Origin of the sequence: Pseudomonas sp., from assembly GCF_050739775.1 — a bacterium.
Lineage (GTDB): Bacteria > Pseudomonadota > Gammaproteobacteria > Pseudomonadales > Pseudomonadaceae > Aquipseudomonas.
This window is the reverse complement of sequence record NZ_JBOICA010000038.1, coordinates 26,933-44,751: the sequence shown is the minus strand read 5'-3', so window position 1 is coordinate 44,751 and position 17,819 is coordinate 26,933. Positions and strand designations below refer to the sequence as shown.

20 protein-coding genes and 1 pseudogene are annotated in these 17,819 nt (G+C 61.7%); 18 read left to right on the top strand and 3 right to left on the bottom strand.

The annotated features are described in order from the left end of the window. The first annotated feature begins 171 nt into the window (after positions 1 to 171). The 7 genes from hslV (at position 172) to ACRESH_RS19055 (ending at position 7,909) form a co-directional block, all read left to right on the top strand. Complete coding sequence (gene hslV / locus ACRESH_RS19085) at positions 172 to 702, top strand: ATP-dependent protease subunit HslV (RefSeq protein WP_431743430.1); 531 nt, start codon at positions 172 to 174, stop codon at positions 700 to 702. Positions 703 to 779: 77 nt separating this feature from the next. Further along, complete coding sequence (gene hslU, locus ACRESH_RS19080) at positions 780 to 2,117, top strand: ATP-dependent protease ATPase subunit HslU (RefSeq protein ID WP_431743429.1); 1,338 nt, start codon at positions 780 to 782, stop codon at positions 2,115 to 2,117. Positions 2,118 to 2,161: 44 nt separating this feature from the next. Beyond that, positions 2,162 to 2,539, top strand: a complete 378-nt coding sequence (locus tag ACRESH_RS19075; protein WP_431743428.1) for a gamma-butyrobetaine hydroxylase-like domain-containing protein — start codon at positions 2,162 to 2,164, stop codon at positions 2,537 to 2,539. Between the two features lie 348 nt (positions 2,540 to 2,887). Then, complete coding sequence (gene phaC, locus ACRESH_RS19070; RefSeq protein ID WP_431743427.1) at positions 2,888 to 4,567, top strand: class II poly(R)-hydroxyalkanoic acid synthase; 1,680 nt, start codon at positions 2,888 to 2,890, stop codon at positions 4,565 to 4,567. Between the two features lie 64 nt (positions 4,568 to 4,631). Then, on the top strand, positions 4,632 to 5,480 hold the full coding sequence (gene phaZ / locus ACRESH_RS19065; RefSeq protein ID WP_431743426.1) for a poly(3-hydroxyalkanoate) depolymerase: 849 nt from the start codon (positions 4,632 to 4,634) through the stop codon (positions 5,478 to 5,480). A 118-nt stretch (positions 5,481 to 5,598) separates the two neighbouring features. Beyond that, positions 5,599 to 7,281: a class II poly(R)-hydroxyalkanoic acid synthase gene (gene phaC, locus ACRESH_RS19060; RefSeq protein WP_431743425.1), complete on the top strand. Its 1,683-nt coding sequence runs from the start codon at positions 5,599 to 5,601 to the stop codon at positions 7,279 to 7,281. A 13-nt stretch (positions 7,282 to 7,294) separates the two neighbouring features. Further along, positions 7,295 to 7,909: a TetR/AcrR family transcriptional regulator gene (locus ACRESH_RS19055; RefSeq protein WP_431743424.1), complete on the top strand. Its 615-nt coding sequence runs from the start codon at positions 7,295 to 7,297 to the stop codon at positions 7,907 to 7,909. A 74-nt stretch (positions 7,910 to 7,983) separates the two neighbouring features. Here the strand turns inward: ACRESH_RS19055 and ACRESH_RS19050 are convergent, their stop codons facing one another. From ACRESH_RS19050 to ACRESH_RS19040, 3 genes are all read right to left on the bottom strand, one after another. Further along, positions 7,984 to 8,697 (bottom strand): phasin family protein, encoded by a 714-nt coding sequence (locus tag ACRESH_RS19050; RefSeq protein WP_431743423.1) that lies wholly within the window; start codon positions 8,695 to 8,697, stop codon positions 7,984 to 7,986. 10 nt (positions 8,698 to 8,707) lie between these two features. Next, the gene (locus ACRESH_RS19045) at positions 8,708 to 9,127 is read right to left on the bottom strand and encodes a phasin family protein (protein ID WP_431743422.1); all 420 of its coding nucleotides are present in this window, start codon (positions 9,125 to 9,127) and stop codon (positions 8,708 to 8,710) included. Between the two features lie 188 nt (positions 9,128 to 9,315). Continuing rightward, positions 9,316 to 9,591: a polyhydroxyalkanoic acid system family protein gene (locus ACRESH_RS19040; RefSeq protein WP_431743421.1), complete on the bottom strand. Its 276-nt coding sequence runs from the start codon at positions 9,589 to 9,591 to the stop codon at positions 9,316 to 9,318. Between the two features lie 125 nt (positions 9,592 to 9,716). On the opposite strand from ACRESH_RS19040, the gene ubiE reads away from it, so the two are divergent. The 11 genes and pseudogenes from ubiE (at position 9,717) to ACRESH_RS18985 (ending at position 17,680) form a co-directional block, all read left to right on the top strand. Further along, complete coding sequence (gene ubiE, locus ACRESH_RS19035; RefSeq protein WP_431743420.1) at positions 9,717 to 10,487, top strand: bifunctional demethylmenaquinone methyltransferase/2-methoxy-6-polyprenyl-1,4-benzoquinol methylase UbiE; 771 nt, start codon at positions 9,717 to 9,719, stop codon at positions 10,485 to 10,487. Beyond that, positions 10,487 to 11,110: a ubiquinone biosynthesis accessory factor UbiJ gene (locus ACRESH_RS19030; RefSeq protein ID WP_431743419.1), complete on the top strand. Its 624-nt coding sequence runs from the start codon at positions 10,487 to 10,489 to the stop codon at positions 11,108 to 11,110. Before ubiE ends, ACRESH_RS19030 begins: the two co-directional genes overlap by 1 nt. Further along, positions 11,107 to 12,714: a ubiquinone biosynthesis regulatory protein kinase UbiB gene (gene ubiB, locus ACRESH_RS19025; protein ID WP_431743418.1), complete on the top strand. Its 1,608-nt coding sequence runs from the start codon at positions 11,107 to 11,109 to the stop codon at positions 12,712 to 12,714. The genes ACRESH_RS19030 and ubiB overlap by 4 nt, the downstream gene beginning before the upstream one ends. Positions 12,715 to 12,788: 74 nt before the next feature. Next, on the top strand, positions 12,789 to 13,181 hold the full coding sequence (gene hisI, locus ACRESH_RS19020) for a phosphoribosyl-AMP cyclohydrolase (protein ID WP_107024963.1): 393 nt from the start codon (positions 12,789 to 12,791) through the stop codon (positions 13,179 to 13,181). 1 nt (position 13,182) lies between these two features. Further along, the gene (locus tag ACRESH_RS19015) at positions 13,183 to 13,518 is read left to right on the top strand and encodes a phosphoribosyl-ATP diphosphatase (protein WP_431743417.1); all 336 of its coding nucleotides are present in this window, start codon (positions 13,183 to 13,185) and stop codon (positions 13,516 to 13,518) included. Between the two features lie 25 nt (positions 13,519 to 13,543). Continuing rightward, on the top strand, positions 13,544 to 13,813 hold the full coding sequence (locus ACRESH_RS19010) for a twin-arginine translocase TatA/TatE family subunit (protein WP_431743416.1): 270 nt from the start codon (positions 13,544 to 13,546) through the stop codon (positions 13,811 to 13,813). Positions 13,814 to 13,816: 3 nt separating this feature from the next. Further along, a complete protein-coding gene (gene tatB, locus ACRESH_RS19005) occupies positions 13,817 to 14,197 on the top strand; it encodes a Sec-independent protein translocase protein TatB (protein ID WP_431743415.1) in 381 nt (126 codons plus the stop codon). Further along, on the top strand, positions 14,194 to 14,979 hold the full coding sequence (tatC, locus tag ACRESH_RS19000; protein WP_431743414.1) for a twin-arginine translocase subunit TatC: 786 nt from the start codon (positions 14,194 to 14,196) through the stop codon (positions 14,977 to 14,979). The genes tatB and tatC overlap by 4 nt, the downstream gene beginning before the upstream one ends. Continuing rightward, the gene (locus ACRESH_RS18995) at positions 14,976 to 15,683 is read left to right on the top strand and encodes a 16S rRNA (uracil(1498)-N(3))-methyltransferase (protein WP_431743413.1); all 708 of its coding nucleotides are present in this window, start codon (positions 14,976 to 14,978) and stop codon (positions 15,681 to 15,683) included. Before tatC ends, ACRESH_RS18995 begins: the two co-directional genes overlap by 4 nt. Positions 15,684 to 15,763: 80 nt before the next feature. After that, positions 15,764 to 16,825: pseudogene (locus ACRESH_RS18990) on the top strand (methyl-accepting chemotaxis protein); the annotation flags it as partial. Beyond that, positions 16,808 to 17,680, top strand: coding sequence for a methyl-accepting chemotaxis protein (locus ACRESH_RS18985; RefSeq protein ID WP_431743434.1), 873 nt, complete (start codon positions 16,808 to 16,810; stop codon positions 17,678 to 17,680). The pseudogene ACRESH_RS18990 and the gene ACRESH_RS18985, both read left to right, overlap by 18 nt. Positions 17,681 to 17,819 lie beyond the last annotated feature (139 nt).

Here is a 17,819-nt window from a genome sequence, read left to right as displayed (position 1 = left end):
GCCGCGTAGCGGCCCCAATGTGGCAAGGCTTTGCCTTGCATCGCCGGCAAGGCCGGCTCCTACAGTGTCCTATCCCGACCTGCCGCCTGTCCTTCAAGGTTGAAATCCTTCCCACCACCCCCATATGAGTCTGCATCAGGCATTTTCGCCCCGCTGCGTGGAGACTCTCCCTTGACCACCATCGTTTCAGTTCGCCGCCACGGCAAAGTCGTCATGGGCGGCGACGGCCAGGTTTCGCTCGGCAACACCGTGATGAAAGGCAACGCCAAAAAAGTCCGCCGCCTGTACCACGGTCAGGTCATCGCCGGCTTCGCCGGTGCCACCGCCGACGCATTCACTCTGTTCGAACGCTTTGAAGGCCAGCTGGAAAAGCACCAGGGCCATCTGATCCGTGCCGCCGTGGAGCTGGCCAAGGAATGGCGTACCGACCGTTCCCTGAGTCGCCTGGAAGCCATGCTGGCGGTCGCCAACAAGGACGCTTCGCTGATCATCACCGGCAACGGAGACGTGGTCGAACCCGAAGACGGCCTGATCGCCATGGGTTCCGGTGGCGGCTACGCCCAGGCCGCGGCCCGCGCCCTGCTGCAGAAGACCGATCTCTCGGCCCGTGAAATCACCGAGACCGCCCTGCACATCGCCGGTGACATCTGTGTGTTCACCAACCACAATCTGACTATCGAGGAGCAGGACCTGGCCGAGTAATTCAGCTGTTCTGGCGCCCGGCCCCGGCGGCCGGGCTTTTCCACGCTGACTTATCGAGCCCAAGGACCACCACAATCATGCCCATGACCCCCCGCGAGATCGTTCACGAACTCAACCGCCACATCATCGGCCAGGACGACGCCAAGCGCGCCGTCGCCATTGCCCTGCGCAACCGCTGGCGGCGCATGCAACTGCCTGCCGAGCTGCGCGTTGAAGTCACCCCGAAGAACATCCTGATGATCGGCCCGACCGGCGTCGGCAAGACCGAAATCGCCCGGCGCCTGGCTAAATTGGCCAATGCCCCGTTCATCAAGGTCGAAGCGACCAAGTTCACCGAAGTCGGCTATGTCGGTCGTGACGTCGAGTCGATCATTCGCGATCTGGCCGATGCCGCGATCAAGATGCTGCGCGAGCAGGAGATCGTCCGTGTCGGCCACCGTGCCGAAGACGCTGCCGAGGAGCGCATTCTTGACGCCCTGCTGCCACCGGCACGCACCGGCTTCAACGAGGACCAGGTCAACACCCAGGACTCCAACACCCGCCAGCTGTTCCGCAAGCGCCTGCGCGAAGGCCAGCTGGATGACAAGGAAATCGAGATCGAAGTGGCCGAAGCCATGGGTGTCGACATTTCCGCGCCACCGGGCATGGAAGAGATGACCAACCAGCTGCAGAGCCTGTTCGCCAACATGGGCAAGGGCAAGCGCAAGAGCCGCAAGCTCAAGGTCAAGGAAGCGCTCAAGCTGGTGCGCGACGAAGAAGCCAGCCGTCTGGTCAATGAAGATGAGCTCAAGGCCAAGGCCCTGGAAGCGGTCGAGCAGCACGGCATCGTGTTCATCGACGAAATCGACAAGGTGGCCAAGCGTGGCAACGTCGGCGGTGCCGATGTCTCCCGCGAAGGCGTACAGCGCGACCTGCTGCCGCTGATCGAAGGCTGCACGGTGAACACCAAGCTGGGTATGGTCAAGACCGACCACATCCTGTTCATCGCCTCCGGTGCTTTCCACCTGAGCAAGCCGAGCGACCTGGTACCGGAACTGCAAGGCCGTCTGCCGATTCGCGTCGAACTCAAGGCCCTGAGCCCGGAAGACTTCGAGCGCATCCTCAGCGAACCGCACGCCTCGCTGACCGAGCAATACCGCGAACTGCTCAAGACCGAAGGCCTGAACATCGAGTTCGCCGCCGAAGGCATCAAGCGTCTGGCCGAGATCGCCTGGCAGGTCAACGAGAAGACCGAGAACATCGGTGCGCGTCGCCTGCACACCCTGCTCGAGCGCCTGCTCGAAGAGGTGTCGTTCAGCGCCGGTGACCTGGCCAGTGCCCACAACGAAGCGCCGATCCGTATCGACGCCGACTACGTCAACAGCCACCTCGGCGAATTGGCGCAGAACGAAGACCTTTCTCGTTATATTCTGTAAGCCTCACTCTCTTACAGGCAGGGCCGCTTGCGGCCCTGAACCACATGGCCAGACTCCCTACCGGCATCAACCTGCACAAAGCCTCCAAGACCCTGAGCCTGACTTACGGGCCCGATGAGGTGTACCACCTGCCCGCCGAGTTCCTGCGCGTGCACTCGCCTTCCGCCGAGGTCCAGGGCCACGGCAACCCCATCCTGCAATTCGGCAAACTGGGCGTCGGCCTCAAGCAGATCGAAGCGGCCGGCCAGTACGCATTGAAACTGACCTTCGATGATGGCCACGACAGCGGCCTGTTCACCTGGGAGTACCTGGAGCAGTTGTGTCTGCGCCAACAGGCGCTCTGGGATGACTATCTCAACGAGCTGGCAAAAGCCGGAAAATCCCGCGACCCCTCCGAGTCCATCGTCAAGCTGATGCTCTAGCTCAGGCCTTCCAAGGTTTAGAGCGCATTTTCTAATTCTATTTGCTTGAATGCCTGCTCAACGGCCAATGAATGGCCGTCTTGCGCAACACTCGAAAGTCGGGTAACCAATAGATCTGGCAAGTTCCCTGCATTGATGTGCAGCAGGGTCTGGCCGGTATGTAGAGGTCGCGAGCGAAAGCAGGCAGTCTTCTCAAGCAGAAAAAACCCGCAGGGCTCATCGTCGTTTGCATCCGGCCGCAGGACCGCAGTTCGTTATTACTGGTCACCCGAGCAGCAGTACCGGGCACTCGTCTGTGTAACGCGCACAGCAGGCCGGTACTCGTCTCAGGACAACGGAGCGTCGTAGATGAGTAACAAGAACAACGATGACCTGCAGCGCCAAGCCTCGGAAAACACACTGGGCCTGAACCCGGTGATTGGCTTGCGCCGCAAGGATTTGCTGACATCTGCGCGAATGGTGCTGGGCCAGGCCATTCGCCAGCCGCTGCACAGTGCCAAGCATGTCGCGCATTTCGGCCTGGAACTCAAGAATGTGATCTTCGGCAAGTCGGCCCTGCAACCGGAGAGCGACGATCGTCGCTTCAATGATCCGGCCTGGAGCCAGAACCCCCTTTATCGCCGCTATCTGCAGACCTACCTTGCCTGGCGTAAAGAACTGCACGACTGGATCGACACCAGCACCCTGTCGGACCAGGACATCAGCCGCGGTCATTTCGTCATCAACCTGATGACCGAAGCCATGGCCCCGACCAATACCGCTGCCAACCCGGCAGCGGTCAAACGCTTCTTCGAAACCGGTGGCAAAAGCCTGCTCGACGGCCTGTCGAACCTGGCCAAGGACATGGTCAACAACGGCGGCATGCCCAGCCAGGTGAACATGGCGGCCTTCGAGGTCGGCAAGAACCTGGGCACCAGCGAAGGCGCGGTGGTGTATCGCAACGACGTACTGGAGTTGATCCAGTACCAGCCGATCACCGAACAGGTGCATGCCCGCCCGCTGTTGGTGGTGCCGCCGCAAATCAACAAATTCTATATTTTCGACTTGAGCCCGGAGAAGAGCCTGGCGCGTTTCTGCCTGCGCTCCAACGTGCAGACCTTTATTGTCAGTTGGCGCAACCCGACCAAAGCCCAGCGCGAATGGGGTCTGTCGACCTACATTGATGCGCTCAAGGAAGCCGTCGATGTGATCCTGGCGATCACCGGCAGCAAAGACCTGAACATGCTCGGCGCCTGCTCCGGAGGCATCACCTGCACTGCACTGCTGGGTCACTACGCCGCACTGGGTGAAACCAAGGTCAACGCCCTGACCCTGCTGGTCAGTGTGCTCGACACCACCCTCGACAACCAGGTCGCGCTGTTCGTCGACGAGCAAACCCTGGAGTCCGCCAAGCGCCACTCCTATCAGGCCGGCGTACTCGAGGGTCGCGACATGGCCAAGGTGTTCGCCTGGATGCGCCCCAACGACCTGATCTGGAACTACTGGGTCAACAACTACCTGCTGGGCAATGAGCCGCCGGTGTTCGACATCCTGTTCTGGAACAACGACACCACGCGTCTGCCGGCCGCCTTCCATGGCGACTTGATCGAAATGTTCAAAAATAATCCACTGACCCGTGCCGATGCACTGGAAGTGAGCGGCACTCCGATCGACCTGAAGAAAGTCACCAGCGACATCTACAGCGTTGCCGGCAACACCGACCATATCACGCCCTGGCAGTCTTGCTACCGCTCGGCCCAGTTGTTCGGCGGCAATATCGAGTTCGTCCTGTCCAACAGCGGGCACATCCAGAGCATTCTCAACCCGCCAGGCAATCCCAAGGGACGCTACATGACAGGCACCGAACTGCCGCCGTTGGCCACCGACTGGCAAGAGAATGCCAGCAAGCACACCGATTCCTGGTGGTTGCATTGGCAGGGCTGGCTGGCCGAACGCTCGGGTGAGATGAAAAAAGCACCGACACGCCTGGGCAACAAGGCCTATGCCGCCGCCGAGGCCGCACCGGGAACATACGTGCACGAGCGCTGATTGCTTACGGGTGCCGTGGTCCGATTGAGGGCCACGGCGAATCATCCACCACAGGGCTTCGCGCATGCCGCAACCGTACCTATTCAGAACCGTCGACCTGGATGGCCAGTCCATCCGCACCGCGGTTCGCCCTGGCAAGCCGCACTTGACGCCCTTGCTGATTTTCAACGGCATCGGCGCCAACCTGGAGCTGGTGTTCCCCTTCATCCAGGCCCTGGACCCGGACCTGGAAGTCATCGCCTTCGATGTGCCTGGTGTCGGTGGTTCGTCGACGCCCAGACACCCCTACCGCTTTCCCGGGCTGGCCAAGCTCACCACGCGCATGCTTGATTACCTCGACTACGGGCAGGTCAACGTCATTGGCGTGTCCTGGGGCGGTGCGCTGGCCCAGCAGTTCGCCCATGACTATCCCGAGCGCTGCAAAAAGCTGGTGCTGGCGGCCACCGCGGCTGGCACGGTGATGGTCCCGGGCAAGCCCAAGGTGCTGTGGTTGATGGCCAGTCCCAGACGCTACATCCAGCCTTCCCATGTCATCCGCATCGCCCCGCAGATCTATGGTGGCGCCTTTCGCCGCGACCCGGACCTGGCCATGGCGCACGCCGCCAAGGTACGGTCCTCGGGCAAGCTCGGCTATTACTGGCAGCTGTTCGCCGGGCTTGGCTGGACCAGCATCCATTGGCTGCACAAGATCCAGCAGCCAACCCTGGTGCTGGCCGGCGACGATGATCCGCTGATTCCGCTGATCAATATGCGTCTGCTGGCCTGGCGTATTCCCAATGCCCAACTACACATAATCGACGATGGTCATTTGTTCCTGATTACCCGGGCCGAAACCGTTGCCCCGATCATCATGAAGTTTCTCCAGCAAGAGCGCCAACGCGCCGTCATGCACCCTCGGCCAGCCCCCAGCTAAGACGCTGTGATCGTTCGAGCCCGTGGCAGGACACCCGGTAGCCTGGTGCGCGGCACGAGGTTGGTGTCGCTCTTGCATTGATCTGTTTGTTGATGGCCTGACGACGGAGTGTTGCCTGATGAAAGACAAACCCGCGAAGGGACCGGTACCGGTCCCCGCCTCCTATATGAACGTGCAGAGTGCGATCACCGGCCTGCGTGGCCGCGACCTGCTTTCCACGTTACGCAATGTCAGCCGCCACAACCTGCGCCACCCGCTGCACACGGCCAAGCACATGCTCGCCCTGGGCAACCAACTGGGGCGTGTACTGCTGGGTGACACGCCGCACCAGCCCAGCCCACGGGACAATCGTTTCAAGGACCCGACCTGGAATCTCAATCCCTTCTACAGCCGTGGACTACAGGCTTATCTCGCCTGGCAGAAACAGACCCGGCAGTGGATCGATGAAAGCCAGCTGGCCGCCGATGACCGGGCTCGCGCGCACTTCCTCTTTGCGTTGTTCAACGATGCGATGTCACCGAGCAACTCCTTGCTCAACCCCGCCGCCGTCAAGGAACTGTTCAACTCAGGGGGCCTGAGCCTGGTACGCGGCCTGAGCCACCTGCTCGATGACCTGCGCCACAACGATGGCTTGCCGCGCCAGGTCAATCCCCATGCGTTCGAGGTGGGTCGCAACCTGGCCACCACCCCAGGCGCGGTGGTGTTTCGCAATGAGCTGCTGGAGCTGATCCAGTACAAGCCGATGAGCGAAAAACAGTATGCCCGCCCCATGTTGGTGGTGCCGCCGCAGATCAACAAGTTCTACATCTTCGACTTGAGCCCGGCCAACAGCTTCGTTCAATACATGCTCAAAAATGGCCTGCAGACCTTCATGATCAGCTGGCGCAACCCCGACCCGCGACACCGCGAATGGGGCCTGTCGAGTTACGTCGAGGCCCTGGAAGAAGCCATGAATGTCTGCCGGGCAATCACCGGCAGCCGCGAGGTCAACCTGATGGGCGCCTGCGCCGGTGGCCTGACCATGGCCGCCCTGCAAGGTCACCTGCAGGCCAAGCGACAATTGCGCAGGATCAGCAGCGCCACCTACCTGGTCAGCCTGCTCGACAGCCAGATCGACAGCCCGGCCAGCCTGTTCGCCGACGAGCAGACCCTGGAAGCGGCCAAGCGCCGCTCCTACCAGCGGGGCGTGCTTGATGGCCGGGAGATCGCCAAGGTCTTCGCCTGGATGCGCCCCAACGACCTGATCTGGAACTACTTCGTCAACAACTACCTGCTTGGCAAGGAGCCACCGGCCTTCGACATCCTCTACTGGAACAATGACAACACCCGCCTGCCGGCCGCCCTGCACGGTGACCTGCTGGACTTCTTCAAGCACAACCCGCTGGCCCATGCCGCCGGTCTTGAGGTATGCGGCACACCGATCGACCTGCAGAAGGTCAACGTCGACAGTTTCAGCGTGGCCGGCAACAACGACCACATAACTCCCTGGGATGCGGTGTACCGCTCGACCTTGCTGCTGGGCGGCGACAAGCGTTTCATCCTGGCCAATAGCGGCCATGTGCAAAGTATCCTCAACCCGCCCGGCAACCCCAAGGCGCACTATGTCGACAACCCGCGCCTGAGCAGTGACCCACGGGCCTGGTTCTACGATGCCAAGCAAGTCGACGGCAGTTGGTGGCCGCAGTGGCTAGAGTGGATTCAGGCGCGCTCCGGCACCCAGCGCGAGACCCTGATGACCCTGGGCAACCAGAACTACCCCCCCATGGACCCCGCACCCGGTACTTACGTCCAGGCGCGCTGAACAAGTAGAACGGATGAAAACCCGCGACCGTATTCTCGAGTGTGCCCTGCAGCTGTTCAACCAGCAGGGCGAACCGAATGTCTCGACCCTGGAAATCGCCAATGAAATGGGGATCAGCCCGGGCAACCTGTACTATCACTTCCACGGCAAGGAGCCGCTGGTCCTGGGTTTGTTCGAGCGCTTCGAAGACGAACTGACACCCCTGCTCGACCCACCTCTGGAGGTGCGCCTGGATGCCGAGGACTACTGGCTGTTCCTGCACCTGATCGTCGAGCGCATGGCCCAATACCGTTTCCTGTTCCAGGACCTGTCAAACCTGACCGGACGCCTGCCCAAGCTGGCCCGTGGCATGCGTAACCTGCTCAACGCCCTCAAGCGCACCCTGGCCGCCCTGCTCGCCAGCCTCAAGGCCCAGGGCCAGGTGGTCAGCGACACCCGGGCGTTAGGACAACTGGTGGAGCAGATCACCCTGACGCTGTTATTCTCCCTGGATTACCAGCGGGTGCTGGCGCGCGAGGGTGAGGTCGGGGTGGTGGTGTACCAGGTGATGATGCTGGTGGCGCCGCATCTGGATACGGGGTCGCGGCATGCCGCTGAGCAGATTGCCTTGAGGTATCTGGATGGCTGAAAAGCATCGCGGGGCAAGCCCGCTCCCACCGTAGTAGTCAGTGGGAGCGGGCTTGCCCCGCGATAAGGCCCGAATCAGGATTGGCTGATCGGGCTGACCGAAGCCGATGGTGTCGGCGTGGCCGGTGCTACCGTTGCCGCTGGCACCGCGCTTGGTGCCGGTGCTGCACTGGCCGCAGGTGCTGCTGGTTTGGCGGCGGGCTTGGCCGGGGCTTTCTTCACCGCTGGCTTTTTCGCCGCTGCAGGCTTGGCTGCTGCCGGTTTCGCTGCTGCTTTGGCCGCTGCAGTTTTCGCTGCCGCAGGCTTGGCTGCCGCTTTCGGAGCTGCCTTGGCCAGTGGCTTGGCCGCTGTCTTGGTCGCTGCCGGCTTGCTGGAGACCGACTTGACCGAAGCACCGGTCAGTTTCTCGATCTGCTTGGTCAAGGTATCGACCTGCTGATGCAGCGCCTTGACTTCATTGCGGCTCGGTACGCCCAGACGCGAAATGGCACTGTTCAGACGCTTGTCGAAAGCCTCTTCGAGTTCGCTCCATTTGCCCAGCGCACGGTCTTTCACGTCACCCACCCGCGAGGTGGCCGACTTGGCCGAAGCCTTGGCCGCGTCAACGGAACTCTTGGCGTGCTTTTCAGCCTTCTCACCGTCCTTGACCAGGGACTCGAACAGCTTGTTGCCGTCCTGGTCGATCTTGGAGTAGATACCCAATCCAGCCAGCCAGATCTTGCGGGAATACTTCTCGATCCCCCCGACCCAGGAGCTGCCTTCTTTTTCGCTACTCTTCTTGCCAGCCATCCTGCTCTCCTTATTGGTTACGCGCGACACGTTCAAGCAATGCCGTCAGCTCATCGAGCTTGGCAGAGAGTGTCTCCACGTCATGTTTAGACGGAATGCCGATACGATTCAAGGCGCTGGCAACCCGTGTGTCGAAAGCCTTTTCGATTTTATCGAGTTGAACTTCGACCTTGCCCTTGACGCCAGTGATCTCGCCCTTGACCGAATCGATCTGGCTGTTGGCTGCATCAAGCTCATGGTCGATGCGTTTCTTCCCACGTTTCTCGACGGTTTCGCCGGCCTTGACCAGTTCTTTCAGGTAGTCGGAACCTTCCTGACCGACCCGGGCATAGGCCCCCAGGCCTGCCAGCCAAATCTTGCGCGCGTAGCCGCGCACCTCACCCAGCGTGCTCTGGGCGTCGTCTTTCTTCTTCAGGGTCACTTTGGCCATGCTCTGCACCTCACGCTCGAAAAGATATGGAGGAACTGCCCATTGAATTTGGGCTTGAGCACAAGGTAGGGAGAAAAATTAGAATCCTCACCCTAGTAGGAGCGGATTTATCCGCGATGGGGCGCGTAGCGGCCCTAAAATATAGGACTGCTATGCAGTCCTTCGCGGATAAATCCGCTCCTACAGAGTCACACCAGGGCTTTGTCCAAAGCCCGCTCGATCTCGCTCTTGATGGTCGCGCTCATCATCGACAGCATCATGCCCAGCTTCAGTTCGACCCTGATGCTGTCTTCACCGATCTGCACGCTGCCATTGGCACCACTGCGTTTGACCTCGACCCGGTCGCCATCCCAGCGGGCCGTGAGGTCATATTCGCGGGCCAGCTTGTCGACCAGGGCTTGGGCCTTTTCCCGGGCCGCGTCGCGGCCCAGGCTGTGTTTGCGCTCAACGCTGATCTGGGTCATTCATTCAATCCTGGGGTCAGAGGCATACTCCTATTATGCCCGCACCCCGACCTGCGACACACCCTGCCAAGACAAATCCGACCGTACGCCCTAGAATGGCCAGTAATTTTTCCCGGTGAAGCGATATGAACGACCAGCGCAAAGGCGACCACGCCGAACCCACCACCCATTTCGGCTACCAGAACGTGCCGGAAAGCCAGAAAGCAGAGAAAGTCGCTGAGGTTTTCCATTCGGTAGCGGCCAAGTACGACTTGATGAACGATGTGCTTTCCGGTGGCATGCACCGCCTGTGGAAGCGTTTCACCATCGAACTGTCCGGTGTGCGCAGCGGCAACCGGGTACTGGATATCGCCGGTGGCACCGGTGACCTGGCCGCCAAGTTCTCGCAATTGGTCGGTCCGACCGGCCAGGTAGTGCTGGCCGATATCAACGAGTCGATGCTCAAGGTCGGCCGCGACCGCCTGCTTGATCGGGGTGTGGCCGGCAACATCGAATTCGTCCAGGCCGATGCGGAAAAGCTGCCGTTCCCGGACAACCATTTCGATTGCGTAACCATCGCCTTCGGCCTGCGCAACGTGACCCACAAGGAAGATGCCATCCGCTCGATGCTGCGGGTGCTCAAGCCCGGTGGCCGCCTGCTGGTGCTGGAGTTCTCCAAGCCGACCAGCAAGCTGATGTCCAAGGTCTACGATGCCTATTCGTTCGCCTTCATGCCGCTGGCCGGCAAGCTGATCACCAACGACTCGGAAAGCTACCGCTACCTGGCCGAATCGATCCGCATGCACCCTGACCAGGAAACCCTCAAGGCGATGATGATCGAGGCCGGTTTCGACCGTGTCACCTACCACAACATGACCAGCGGCATCGTTGCCCTGCACCGGGGTATCAAGCCCTGATGCTCCTGGCCGGCCTTCTTGCCAGCGTCGAGCACGGCCTGAACCGTGTCCTGCGCCTGGACAGCACGGCACTGCCGCGCTTGCGCCCGCTCGATGGCAAGGTGATTGCCATCGACTGTCGCCAGCCAGCCCTGCAACTGTTCATTCTGCCCAGCGGCGAAGGCCTGATGCTCGCCGCGCACTGGGCCAATGAGGCCGACTGCACCCTGCGCGCCCCGGCCAGCAGTCTGGTGCGCCTGGCCATGAGCCAGGACAAGAGCGCCGTGCTGCACAGTCCGCAGGTCGAGCTCGAAGGCGACAGTGCCGTGCTGCTGGATCTGGTCGCTGTGCTCCAGGACCTGGAGCTGGACTGGGAGTACGAGCTCTCGCGCTGGCTCGGACCGGTCGCCACGCAACTGCTCAGCGGCCATCTGCGCAGCCGCGCCAGCTGGACACGCCAAGGCCTGGCCAGTTTCAACCAGAACCTCTCCGAGTACCTGGCCGGAGAAGCTCGCACCCTGGTCGGCCAACGCGAAGCCGAAGCCCGTTTCAGCGAGCTCGACACGCTCAAAGTCGACATCGAACGCCTCGAGGCGCGCATTGCGCGCCTTGCCCGCCCCCTTGATACCAGCGATAACGCATGAAGCTGCTTGCCGTCCGCCGTCTGTTTCACATCCAGCGCGTGGTCATCCGCTACCGCCTCGATGACCTGCTGTTCGAACTGCCGCTGCCTTGGTGGTTGATGGCCCTGCGGCACCTGATGCCCTGGCGCTGGCTGCCACGAAAAACCCTGGATCTCAGTCGCGGCGCCCGGCTGCGCCAGGCCCTGCAGGACTTGGGGCCGATCTTCATCAAGTTTGGCCAGTTGCTTTCGACCCGCCGCGACCTGCTGCCTGAAGACATCGCCGACGAGCTGATGCTCCTGCAGGATCGGGTGCCTCCGTTCGATCCGCAAAAAGCCGTGGCCCTGATCGAAGAACAGCTCGGCGCGAAGATCAGCGAAGTGTTCAGCCGCTTTGACGTCGAACCGCTGGCCTCGGCCTCGGTGGCTCAGGTCCACGCGGCCAAACTCAAGAGCGGTGAAGAAGTGGTGGTCAAGGTCGTGCGCCCGGGCCTCAAGCCGGTCATCGCCCAGGACCTGGCCTGGCTGTTCCTGATCGCCCGCGGCGCCGAGCGGGTGTCCGCCGATGCCCGCCTGCTGCACCCGGTGGAAGTGGTCGGCGACTACGAGAAAACCATCTACGACGAGCTCGACCTATTGCGCGAGGCGGCCAACGCCAGCCAGCTCAAACGCAACTTTGAAGGTTCGGAGATGATGTACGTGCCCCAGGTGTACTGGGACTGGTGCCGCCCCAAGGTGCTGGTGATGGAACGCATCTATGGCATCCAGGTCACCGACCTGGCAACCCTGGCCGACCAGCGCACCGACCTGAAAATGCTCGCCGAACGTGGTGTGGAGATCTTTTTCACCCAGGTTTTCCGTGACAGTTTCTTTCATGCCGACATGCACCCGGGCAACATCTTCGTCAGCACCGTCAAGCCATGGAGCCCACAGTACATTGCCATTGATTGCGGCATCGTCGGCAGCCTGACGCCTGAAGACCAGGACTACCTGGCGCGCAACCTGTTTGCCTTCTTCAAACGCGACTACCGCCGCGTCGCCCAGCTGCATATCGATTCGGGCTGGGTGCCGGCGCACACCAAGCTCAACGAGTTCGAGGCGGCGATCCGTACCGTTTGCGAGCCGATCTTCGAAAAACCGTTAAAAGATATTTCCTTCGGCCAAGTGCTGATGCGCCTGTTCCAGACTGCGCGGCGCTTCAACATGGAAGTCCAGCCACAGCTGGTGCTGCTGCAAAAGACCCTGCTGAACATCGAAGGTCTGGGGCGTCAGCTCTACCCCGAGCTGGACCTGTGGAGCACTGCCCAGCCGTTCCTGGAACGCTGGATGCGCGAGCGGGTCAGCCCCAAAACACTGCTGCAGAACCTGCACGGCCAGGTCGAACAAATCCCGCATCTGGCCGACATGACCCGCGACCTGCTCGAGCGCATGTCGCAGCCGCACCTGGCCGACCCGCCCAGCCCCTGGCAACAAAAGGGCGATAGCTGGGCCTTGCGCCTGCTCGGCGCCGGGTTGCTCGGCGGTGGCGCGACCCTGGCTGCCGGCGCTCTCAGCCTTAGTGCCCCGGCTGCCTGGCCAGCCTGGCTGATGCTCGCGGCCGGCCTTTACCTGATCGTGCGTCGATAGCCAGCCGGGCCTGTGACTGGCACACTAGCGCAAGGGGTCGGCAGAGGATCGGGCCTCTAGTTTTGGAGTCGTACATGAAAGACTGGCTGGACGAGATCAACTGGAACAGCGATGGCCTGGTACCGGCTATCGCCCAGGACCACAAAACCGGGCGCGTGCTGATGATGGCCTGGATGAATCGCGAGTCGCTGGCCCTGACCGCCGCCGAGCAGCGGGCCATCTACTGGTCACGCTCGCGTGGCAAACTGTGGCGTAAGGGCGAGGAATCCGGGCACGTGCAAAAACTGCATGAAATGCGCCTGGACTGCGACGCCGACGTAATCATCCTGATGGTCGAGCAACTGGGGCATATCGCCTGCCATACCGGCCGCGAAAGCTGCTTCTACCGTGTTTACGAAAACGCTGAGTGGAAGACCGTCGATCCGGTCCTCAAAGACCCCCATGCCATCTACAACGCAGGACACTGACATGAACGACACCCTGACCCGCCTGGCCGAAGTGCTGGAAGCGCGCAAAGGCGCCGAACCTGACAGTTCCTACGTGGCCAGCCTGTACCACAAGGGCCTGAACAAGATTCTGGAAAAGCTCGGCGAAGAGTCGATCGAGACCATCATTGCTGCCAAGGACGCCGCCCACAGCGGTGATTGCAGCGATGTCATCTACGAGACCGCCGATCTGTGGTTCCATAGCCTGGTCATGCTCGCCCAACTGGGTCAGCACCCACAGGCGGTGCTGGATGAGCTGGACCGCCGTTTCGGCCTGTCCGGGCACGCCGAGAAAGCAGCGCGTCAGCCATCGGCCTAACTGAATTATTTCGAGGGATTGCATCATGGGTATTTTTGACTGGAAACACTGGGTCGTCCTGCTGGTCGTCGTGGTACTGGTATTCGGCACCAAGAAGCTGAAGAACTTCGGCAGCGATCTGGGCGAATCGATCAAGGGCTTTCGCAAGGCCATGAACGAAGAAGAATCCAAGCCTGCCGAACAGACGCCACCACCGGTGCAACCCGCCCAGCCACAGGCCGCTTCGCCGCTGAACCAGCCGCAGACCATCGACGGCCAGGCGCACAAGGTCGAAGAGCCGATCAGGAAAGATTGATCAATGTTCGGGATCAGCTTCAGCGAACTGCTGCTCGTGGGCCTGGTGGCCCTGCTGGTGCTCGGCCCTGAGCGCTTGCCGGGTGCCGCGCGTACGGCCGGGTTGTGGATCGGTCGCCTCAAGCGCAGCTTCAATGCGATCAAACAGGAAGTGGAGCGTGAGATCGGCGCCGATGACATCCGCCGCCAGCTGCACAACGAGCACATCCTCGCCATGGAGCAGGAAGCACGCAAGATCCTCAACCCGCAGAGCGTGACGCCTGAACCACCTGCGACCCCGGTTGCCAGCAGTGAAGCCACCGCGCCAGCGACTGCAGCCAGCGCCCAGGCCACGCCGGTCGCCAGCGCAACCACCGAACCGACACAGCCACCGCGAGCCCCATGAGCGATATTCCGCAAAACGACCAGCCAATGCCGCTGGTTTCGCACCTTACCGAGCTGCGTACTCGCCTGCTGCGTTGCGTCGCGGCCATCTTCCTGATCTTCGCCGGGCTGTTTTCCTTCGCACAGCAGATCTACACCCTGGTTTCGGCCCCGCTGCGCGAGCACCTGCCGGCCAACGCAACGATGATCGCCACAGACGTGGCCTCGCCGTTCCTGACGCCGTTCAAACTGACCATGATCGTCTCGCTGTTCCTGGCCATTCCGCTGATCCTCCAGCAAATCTGGGGGTTTATCGCCCCCGGCCTGTACCGCCATGAAAAGCGCATCGCTATCCCGCTGCTGATCTCCAGCATCATCCTGTTCTACGCCGGGATGGCCTTTGCCTACTTCCTGGTGTTCCCGCTGATCTTCGGTTTCTTCGCCAGTGCCACCCCGGAAGGGGTGTCGATGATGACCGACATTGCCAGCTACCTTGACTTCGTCATGACCCTGTTCTTCGCCTTCGGCGTGGCCTTCGAGATCCCGGTGGCGGTCGTGCTGCTGGTGTGGATCGGCGTGGTCGATGTGAAGTACCTGAAGAAGATCCGCCCCTACGTGATCATCGGCTGCTTCGTGGTTGGTATGATCCTCACGCCGCCGGACATCTTCTCGCAAACCCTGCTGGCCGTGCCGATGTGGCTGTTGTTCGAGATCGGCGTACTGTTTGGCGGGCTGATCCGTAAACGCAGCGAGCATCAGGAAGACGCCGACCACAACGACCAGCCGCCAGCGACCCAGCCGTGAACCTGCTGCTGCTCGAAGAGGCCGACTTTATCGCGGCCGATCGCGTCGTTCTGGCCGATCGGCGCTTTACCCACATGCAGGACATCCACCGCGTGGCGGTAGGCGACAGCCTGCGCGTCGGACGCATTGGCGGACTGATGGGCGAAGCCCAGGTGCTGCGCCTGGAAGGCCACGAGGCTGAACTGTCGGTCAGCTTCGACCGCGATCCGCCAGCCAAGCTGCCGCTGACCCTGGTGCTGGCCCTGCCACGACCGAAGATGCTACGCCGGGTGTTCCAGACTGTCGCTACCATGGGTGTGCCAAAGCTGATCCTGGTCAACAGCTACCGGGTCGAGAAAAGCTTCTGGCAGACCCCCTTCCTCGAACCCGGGGCCATTCGCGAGCAGCTGATCCTGGGCCTGGAGCAGACCCGCGACACGATCCTGCCCGAAGTCGTCATCGAGAAGCGCTTCAAACCCTTCGTCGAAGACCGCCTGCCAACCATTGCCCAGGGCACCCTCGGCCTGGTCGGCCACCCCGGCCCGTTCCCGCCCTGCCCTCGCGGCCTGGACGAGCCGGTGACCCTGGCGATCGGCCCTGAAGGCGGCTGGATTCCCTACGAAATCGACCTGCTGGGCAAGGCCGGACTGTCCCCGGTACAACTTGGCCAGCGCATCCTGCGCGTGGAGACGGCGGTGACCGCCCTGCTCGCCCGTCTGTTCTGACTTCAGTTTTGCGATCCGGCGCCGATGCATGGGCACCAGAACAATAAAATCGCCCCTGCCGATCGCAATGGAGTCCTACCATGTACCGTTGGTTAGCCCAGCACCTGGGTAACGTGAGCGTCAATCGAAAACTCGGCATCGGCTTCGGCCTGGTCCTTCTACTGACCCTGAGTATCACCCTGACCGGCTGGCAGGGCATCAACGGCATCACCCAGCGTGGCGACACCCTTGGTGGCATCTCCCAGGTGCTTGAGGCAACCCTTGAGCTGCGCATTGCTCGACAGAGCTACCAGCTCAAAGGCGACGAGGCTGCGGCGCAGAACCTCAACAACGCCCTGGCAGACCTTGATCGGCAACTGCAGCAGGTCGATCAGCGAATTACCCGTGCACAGGACCGTCAGCGTTTCGACCAGCAGATCGACGCCGCCCGACAATACCGCCAGGCCCTGGGCAGTGCCGACAAGGCTGCCCAGCAACGCCAAGCCAGCCGCGAAGTGCTCGGCAACAGCGCCGACCAGGCTGCGGCACTGATCGCCCAGGTTGAGCAGCAGTTGCTAGGCGGTACTGATCTGAGCCTGTTCAATAGCGTTGTAGAAGCCGGCAAACTGCTACAACAGGCGCGGTTCCAGGTTCGTGGTTACACCTACAGCGGTAACCCCGAGTTTCAACAGGCGGCACTCAATGCCATCGACCAGGCGGGCGCGCAACTGCGGACCCTGGCGGAAGTCTTGCCAGCGAACTTCACCAGCAGCTTCCAGCAGGCAGCACGCGCCCTCGACAGCTACCGGGCGGCGGTCATCCAGTTCGGTGTTGCGCAAGCCGCAGCAGAGCAGGCGGCGCAGCAGATGGTCACACTAGGTCAGACCCTGATCGAACAAAGCCAGCAACTGATTATCACCCTGACCCAGCTGCGTGACGATGAATCGCAGCACGCCAAGTCGATGCTCACCCTGGCCACTGTCCTGGCCCTGCTGTTCAGCCTGCTCGCCGCCTGGGTCATCACCCGCCAGATCGTCATTCCCCTGCACCAGACCCTCAACGCCGCCGACCGGGTCGCCAGTGGCGACCTGCGCCAGGACCTGAACGTTGAGCGTCGCGACGAGCTTGGCCAGCTGCAACGCAGCATGCAGCACATGACGGTCAGCCTGCGCGAGTTGATTGGCGGCATTGGCGATGGGGTCACGCAGATTGCCAGTGCCGCTGAAGAGCTGTCGGCGGTGACTGAGCAGACCAGCGCAGGGGTCAACAACCAAAAGGTCGAGACCGATCAAGTAGCCACCGCCATGAACGAGATGGCCGCCACCGTGCAGGAAGTCGCGCGCAATGCCGAAGAGGCCTCGGAAGCGGCGCTGGTAGCCGACCAGCAGGCCCGTGAGGGTGATCGGGTGGTCGCTGAAGCCATCGCCCAGATCGAACGTCTGGCGAGTGAAATGAATCACTCCAGCGAAGCCATGGGCCAGCTCAAGAGCGAGAGCGACAAGATCGGCAGCGTGCTCGATGTAATCAAGTCGGTAGCCCAACAAACCAACCTGCTAGCACTCAACGCAGCGATCGAAGCCGCCCGCGCCGGGGAAGCCGGGCGTGGCTTTGCAGTGGTGGCCGATGAAGTGCGCAGCCTGGCCCAACGCACCCAGCAATCGACCGAAGAGATCGAAGCGTTGATTGCCGGCTTGCAAAGTGGCACCCAACAGGTGGTCAGTACCATGGATACCAGCCGCAACCTGACCGACAGCAGCGTCGAGCTGACCCGTCGCGCCGGCACCTCACTGGACACCATCACCCGCACCGTCTCGTCGATCCAGGCGATGAATCAGCAGATCGCCGCCGCAGCCGAGCAACAAAGCGCGGTGGCTGAAGAGATCAACCGCAGCGTGATGAACGTGCGCGATGTCTCGGACCAGACCTCTTCCGCCAGCGAAGAAACGGCCGCCTCCAGCGTCGAACTGGCGCGCCTGGGCACCCACCTGCAGGGCCTGGTTGGCAAATTCCAGCTCTGAGGTTAAACAACCTGTGCTGCCATCTCGGGCAGCGCAGGTTGGGCTGTTGTACATTTTCTGCTATCTGCCCCTGGGCAACCTTCCTACACCCTCGCCGTTTCAGCCATTTTCCTTAGCTTAATTGCTGAACATTCCTACA